Origin of the sequence: Streptomyces sp. NPDC015032, assembly GCF_043080425.1 — a bacterium.
Taxonomy (GTDB): domain Bacteria; phylum Actinomycetota; class Actinomycetes; order Streptomycetales; family Streptomycetaceae; genus Streptomyces.
In genome coordinates this window covers 1-5,064 of the sequence record NZ_JBIBVN010000092.1, presented here as the reverse complement: position 1 = coordinate 5,064, position 5,064 = coordinate 1, and the positions used below count along the sequence as shown (strand labels likewise).

Below are 5,064 nucleotides of genomic sequence, written 5' to 3'. Positions count from 1 at the left end.
ACCCCCCAGGTCATCCGTTCGACAGGGGGCAACAGTCATGCCGGGCCCGGAGGCCAGCGGCCCTCTTGCAGGACCGCGAAAAACATAACGGGGGGACCACCCAGGATCTTTCCTGGATCTTTTCGAGCCTCCGGTCGCGAACGGGCTTGCTGAGACGGTGCGTGCAGTGACGGGCAGGCCCGCGGCGCCATGAGGAAAACCCACGAGGAGATCCCACGCGGAACGCCCACGAGGAAACCCCGTAGGGAAAGAGGAAAGCGGAGGCGAAATGAGGGGGACGGATGCCGGCACGCTGCCCGGCGTCACCAAGCCTGCTGACGAGGACCTTGAACTCCTCTTGCTGATCAGGAATTTCGAGCTCGCGCTGCTCGACCTGTTCGCCGAAGGGAAGCTCAACGGCACGACCCACACCTGCCTCGGCCAGGAGTACGTACCGGTCGCGCTGGCCCCGCTGCTGCGCGCGGACTTCGTCTTCAGCAACCACCGTGGCCACGGCCATTACCTGGCCAAATTCGCCGATCCGGCCGGGCTGCTCGCGGAAATCATGGGGCGGGACGGCGCTGTGTGCGCGGGCGTCGGCGGCAGCCAGCACATCTACCGCGACGGATACCTCTCGACGGGCGTACAGGGCCAGAGCCTCCCGGTGGCCGTCGGCGTGGCCCTGCACTTCAAACGCACCCGGCAGGACCGCATCGCCGTGGTTCACATCGGCGACGGGACCTGGGGCGAGGGTGCGGTCTACGAAGCCCTGAACATGGCGCAGCTGTGGCAGGTACCGCTGCTGGTGGTGGTCGAACACAACGGGATCGCCCAGTCGACTCCGACCGAGGCGCAGCTGGCCGGCACCATCGCCGACCGCGCCCAGGCGTTCGGCATCGGCCACCACGAGCTGCGCACCAGCGATATCAACGCGATCCGCGCCGAGCTGGCCCCGGTCGTCGCGGACGTACGGCACCACAGGGCCCCGGCCGTCGTGCAGTTCCACACCGTCCGGCTCGGCCCGCACAGCAAGGGCGACGACACCCGCACCGAGGCGGAGCTGGCCGATGTCCGCACCCGCGAGTGGAGTGCACAGTACGCCCGCCTCTTCGGCGACCGGTTCGCCGCCGTCGACGTACGCCAACGGGCCCGGATCGCCGACCTGGTGGCCGAGGTATCCGCCCGCCCGCCGTCGAGCTGGCCGGTACCGGCAGCCGGACCGGACGGCGTGCGACGCGCGGGCGCCGCGATGGCCGCGGGACTGGGGGGCGCCTCATGAGCAGGCTGGACAAGCTCGTCGCCGAGGTGCTCGGCGTGGCGGAAAGCGAGATCGACGATGACACCGGGGCGGCGACCACGGGGGACTGGACCAGCCTGCGGCATGTGCAGATCATCGCGGCCGTGGGCCGGGAGTTCGGCATCCGGCTCACTCCTCGTGAGGCCCGTTCCTGCCGGAGCGTGGGCGATCTGCGCAAGCTCCTGGCACAGAAGGGACAGGTGACATGACCGCCATCGCAGCCGGTACGGTCGCGCCACGCGTCGCGGAGAACCTCAACCGCGCACTGCACACCCTCTTCGGCCGCGACGAGCAGGTCTATCTGCTCGGCGAGGATCTGCTCGACCCGTACGGGGGCGCGTTCAAAGTCAGCAGAGGACTCTCCAGCGCATTCCCGGACCGGGTGATGGCCACGCCCCTGAGCGAGGGCGGAATCCTCGGCGTCGGCGGCGGACTCGCCCTGTGCGGCAACAGAGTCATCGTCGAGATCATGTTCGGTGACTTTCTCGCCCTCGGCTTCGACCAGGTCCTGAACTTCGCCTCGAAATCGGTCTCGATGTACGGCCAGACCGTGCCCGTCCCGCTCCTCGTCCGCTGCCCCGTGGGCGGAAACCGGGGATACGGGCCGACGCACAGCCAGAGCCCGCAAAAGCACTTCATCGGCATCCCCAACCTCGCGCTCTACGAACTGTCGCCCTTCCACGACGCGGAGGCGGTGCTGGAGACGGCGCTGGGACGGGGAACGCCGGGCATTCTCTTCGAGGACAAAGTCCTCTACACCTGCCGGATGTATCGGGACAACCGGGTCGACGACCAGTTCCGGTACCGGACCCTGGGATCCGGACTGGGCTGGGCCCACACCTTCCCCGACGACGAACCGGACACCGCCGATTTCGTCGTTCTGGCCCCCGGCGGAATGGCCCACCGGGCCATTGATGCCGCTCGGGCACTGAATGCGGAGCACGGCCGCTCCGTGCACATACTGACCCCGGCACAGCTGTATCCGCTGGACATCGAGCCCGTCCTGCCGCTGCTCGCCGCGGCCGGCCGGGTCGCCGTGGTCGAGGAGAGCACCGCCGGTGGCACCTGGGGCAGCGAAGTCGCCCGTCTGGTGCACGAAAGGATCTGGTCCTCGCTGGCCGGCCCGGTCCTTCTGCTCAACTCGGCGGACTCCATCATTCCCACCGCGGGCCACCTGGAGAGCCGAGTACTGCTGGGCGCCGATGACATCCGCGACGGCATCCGGAATGCGGCCGGGTGGGACGGCCGTACTGCGGGCACGACGCTCTCACCGCCACGAGCGTCTGCCCCGGTTGCCGCCACTCAGGTCGGCGGCGCGGCACCGGCATCCGACATCCCCGCAGGAATCCCGCTCACCGCGCCCAAACTGAACAACAACGACCTCAGCTACCTGGTGGTCGACTGGCTGGTGGCCGAGGGCGAATGGGTCGAGCCGGACACCGGCGTCATTTCTCTGGACACCTCCAAGGCGGTCGAGGACCTGCCCGCTCCCGGCGCCGGCTATCTCCACCGGGTCGCCGCGGTGGGCGAGGAAATGGGCGTCGGGGAGATTCTCGGTTACCTCCTGCCCGAGCGGTCCTCGCAGGCCCCGGTCCCGGCGTCCCGGTCCCACCCGCTCGGCGGCGCGAACGGCCTCGCGGAGAAGACGCCATCGGCCGGAGTGCACCGGCTCGACCGGGCCCAGCAAGGCACCGCGGCGGTGGTCACCAAGAGCCATCGCGAGGTACCGACCGGATTCACCGTGATCCGGGCCGAAGTGGACGGCGTACTGGAAACACTGGACCGGCTCAGCGACGAATCCGGCGCGGCCCTCGGCCTCGCCGAAGTCGTGGTCAAAGCGGTGGCCGCCGCACACCGCCAATTCCCGCTGTTCTTCGGCTCGTTGCTGGACGACCACAGTGTCTCTCTCGCCGACGCACCGCACATCGGTGTCACGGTGGACGTCGACGGATCGCTGTACGTACCGGTCGTTGAGGACGCACACGAGCAGAGCGTCATCGACATAGCAGACACCTTGATGGACTTCCGCATGAAGGCGGTGAACAAGGAGTTCGCCGGGCGGGACCTGGTCGGCGGCAATATCGCCATCTCCCTGAACCCCGACCCCGGCGTCGTACTCGTCCATCCGATCGTCCTGTGGCCGCAGCTGTGCATGCTCTCGCTCGGCGCCATCGGCCGGGAATACCGGCCCGGCGCCAACGGGGCATTGGACACCTGCCGGTTCGTGCACCTCGGTATCGCCTACGACCACCGGGTCATCAACGGCCGCGACGCCGTCCAGTTCCTGACCACCATCAAGCAAGCCCTCGAAGAGCCCACCTGGCTGAACCACGAACGCGACCGCGACGGAGAGGAGTCATGACATGAATTTCGGGATGATGTCCTTCGGATCGGCGCTGGGGGAGCCCGCCGCGGTCAAGGACATCGCGACGCAGTACACCGCGGATGTCGGACGGGTGCTGGAATACGGCTATCGCTCGGTCCACCGGAGTCCCGAAGACGTGGGTCTGACCGACCTGGCCGTGGACGCCGCCCACAGTGCCCTTGAGGAATCCGGTACCGAGGCGGCCGAGCTGGACCTGCTGATCCTCGCGATCACCGATATCCCCGAGTACCTCTACTGGGACGCGGCAGCGAGTGTGCAGGCCCGGCTCGGTGCCCATCGCGCCGAGGCCATGCTGATCACGCAGGGGTGCGTCGGCGGCATCACCTGCTTCGACTCCCTCGCCGGACGCTTCGCCACCCACCCCGAATACCGCAGTGCCCTGGTCATCGGAGCCAATCGCACCTGCGAGGCGTACTGGAACCGGATGGAGACCCATTCCCTCCTCTTCTCCGACGGCGCCGCCGCCGCGGTGGCCACCCGCGATCACCCCAGGCTGCGCTGGCGGACCAGCGAGGTGATCACTGATGGCCGCTATGCCGACTTCTTCGTGCTGGAGGACGGCGGAGCCGCCTATCCCTTCCGCGGTGGCGACAAGCCGGTCACGGTGCGGGACGCCTGGGACATGATGGAATTCTTCGATTACGACCCGGAGCGTTTCGAGGGATTCATCGACCTCATGAACGAACGGGTACGCCAGGTCGTGGCCCAGGCATGCCGGCGGATCGGCGCCGAGACATCCGACCTGGCCCGGGTGGTCCTGCTCAACGACAACACCCGGACCCTGACGGCCGTGGCCGGCAAACTCGGCGTCCCCATGGAGCGTACGAACTTCCAACTCTCCATGGAACACGGCCATTTCGGCGCCGCCGACCACCTCCTGAACCTCCAGCACCACCTGGCGTCGGGGGACTTCGCCGAAGGAGAACTGATCGCCCTCGCCGGCATGGGCCGCGGCATGCACTGGGGCTGCACGATCGTCGAGGTCTAGTGTCTCGCGCCTCAAATAGCGAGTTTAAGTTCGTTTCGCCTTTTGTGGTGTGTTGATCTTTTCGAGGTAGTCGGCGAGCGAGTTGAGGATCTCGTCGGCGGTCTTGGCCCAGGTGAAGGGTTTGGGGTTGTCGTTCCAGGTCTGGATCCAGGTGCGGATGTCACGTTCGAGTGCTTGGACGGAGGTGTGGACGCCGCGGCGGATAAGTTTGTCGGTCAGCAGACCGAACCAGCGCTCTACTTGGTTGATCCATGAGGAGCCGGTCGGAGTGAAGTGGACATGGAAGCGGGGGTGGCGGGCCAGCCACTTCTGAATCTCCGGGGTCTTGTGGGTGGCGTAGAAGCCCCTATGTTTCGTCAAGCGGCAGAAGGCACCTGGTTGGTGGCTCGGGGCTGGATGTACCGGTAGAGCTCG

Annotated in this window: 4 protein-coding genes and 1 pseudogene; 4 read left to right on the top strand and 1 reads right to left on the bottom strand. The window is 67.4% G+C overall.

The window, feature by feature from the left end:
* Positions 1 to 268 precede the first annotated feature (268 nt).
* From ACF08M_RS41290 to ACF08M_RS41275, 4 genes are read left to right on the top strand one after another with little or no spacing between them, the layout of a single operon-like run.
* Positions 269 to 1,258, top strand: coding sequence for a thiamine pyrophosphate-dependent dehydrogenase E1 component subunit alpha (locus tag ACF08M_RS41290; protein ID WP_392190462.1), 990 nt, complete (start codon positions 269 to 271; stop codon positions 1,256 to 1,258).
* Complete coding sequence (locus tag ACF08M_RS41285; RefSeq protein WP_392190461.1) at positions 1,255 to 1,485, top strand: acyl carrier protein; 231 nt, start codon at positions 1,255 to 1,257, stop codon at positions 1,483 to 1,485. The genes ACF08M_RS41290 and ACF08M_RS41285 overlap by 4 nt, the downstream gene beginning before the upstream one ends.
* Positions 1,482 to 3,638 (top strand): 2-oxo acid dehydrogenase subunit E2, encoded by a 2,157-nt coding sequence (locus ACF08M_RS41280; RefSeq protein ID WP_392190460.1) that lies wholly within the window; start codon positions 1,482 to 1,484, stop codon positions 3,636 to 3,638. Before ACF08M_RS41285 ends, ACF08M_RS41280 begins: the two co-directional genes overlap by 4 nt.
* 1 nt (position 3,639) lies before the next feature.
* Entirely contained in the window at positions 3,640 to 4,650 is a 1,011-nt protein-coding gene (locus ACF08M_RS41275; RefSeq protein ID WP_392190459.1) for a 3-oxoacyl-ACP synthase III family protein, read from the top strand.
* Between the two features lie 24 nt (positions 4,651 to 4,674).
* Here ACF08M_RS41275 and ACF08M_RS41270 read toward each other — a convergent pair.
* A pseudogene (locus ACF08M_RS41270) lies at positions 4,675 to 4,989 on the bottom strand (transposase); the annotation flags it as partial.
* Positions 4,990 to 5,064 lie beyond the last annotated feature (75 nt).